Source organism: Microvirga sp. P4_G7 (assembly GCF_056401005.1).
Genome location: NZ_JBFUKD010000840.1, coordinates 1 through 1,390, shown reverse-complemented (window position 1 = coordinate 1,390; position 1,390 = coordinate 1). Strand labels below are relative to the sequence as shown.

Here is a 1,390-nt window from a genome sequence, read left to right as displayed (position 1 = left end):
CGTCTCGTCAGTTCCGTTGGATCGTTCTCGACGACGGGTATSCGACCGGCTCCTCCATCATGCCGCAAAAGAAGAATGCAGACATCGCGGAGCTGACGCGCGGACGCGCAGCGCGTCTCATCGGCGGGCTCAATGCCATGTTGACGGCGCTCAAGGGGCTTCCGTTCGCCTACAATCGTGACTTGTCGGAGGACAAATGGGCGGCGTTCGAGGCGATCGACACGCTCGAACTCGTGCTTCCCGCCATGTCCGGCATGATTGCCACCATGCGGGTGGACACCGGACGTCTGCGTGAGCAGGCGACGGACGGCTTCACGCTCGCGACCGAAGTTGCCGACTGGCTGTCGCGCGATGGCGTGCCCTTCAGCGAAGCGCACGAAATCACAGGCGCACTGGTGCGCTATTGCGAAGAAAAATCCATCGAATTGTCCGATCTGAAGCCATCGGACCTCGCTGCGGTCGACCCGCGCCTCGGGGAACAGATGTTGTCTCATCTGACTCCGGAAGCCGCCGTGGCAGCGCGGAGCGGTTATGGCGGAACCGCACCTGCGCGCGTGGCAGAGCAGCTCCAGCGGTTGATTGAAACGATCACGCATCAGCGAGCGTGGGCCAAAGCCTAAGGMGAAAACCGGCGTGGGTACGCGCCGGACAGAATTCCATCACAAGACCAACGAGCCGCGGCCGAACCGCAGCCTTGATTCACACCAAGGGAAATCATGATGATGAATAAATCGAACCCATTCGTTCGGACGATCCAGGCCTTGTCCATCGGTGCAACGTTCGCGCTCGTTCTGCCCGTGGTGGCATCGGCACAGAGCATCCCGTTGCCGGAGAAGATCAAATCCGCGGGGACTCTCGTCGTCGGCATCGAATCCACCTATCCGCCTATGGCGTATAAGGATCCGAAGACGAATGAACGCGTGGGTGTGAACATCGATCTCGTCGAGAGCATCGCCAAGGAACTCGGCGTGAAGGTGCAATGGGAAGAGATGAGCTTCGAGCAGCTGATGACATCGCTGACCACCGGGCGCATCGACATGATCGGAACGGCCATCAGCGATCTACCGACACGCAGGGAGAAGCTGACATTCGTCGACTATCTGGTCACGGGCGCGCAGCCCTTCACGACTGTCGCCAAGAAGGATGCCATCAAGACGGAGGCCGATCTCTGCGGCAAGACCGTCGGCGCCCCACGGACCACCAATTACTATCCGGTCGCGCAGGCGTGGAACGAAAAGAACTGCGTCGGCGCGGGCAAGCCGGCAGCGACAGTCAACGGTACGGCGGGTGCTACCGCGACGCGTTTGGATCTCAAGCAGGGCCGCCTCGACGCAGCGGTGCTCGGTCCGGAATTCGTTGCCCATCTCATGGCTGACGAGCCCAATACCTA

1 protein-coding gene and 1 pseudogene are annotated in these 1,390 nt (G+C 61.0%); both read left to right on the top strand.

The genetic code is table 11. The features are described 5' to 3' along the window. Positions 1–620: pseudogene (locus AC1DT3_RS21205) on the top strand (argininosuccinate lyase); the annotation flags it as partial. 96 nt (positions 621–716) lie between these two features. Next, positions 717–1,390, top strand: a 674-nt coding sequence (locus AC1DT3_RS21200; protein ID WP_477467163.1) for a transporter substrate-binding domain-containing protein, incomplete at its 3' end; no start/stop codon positions are given.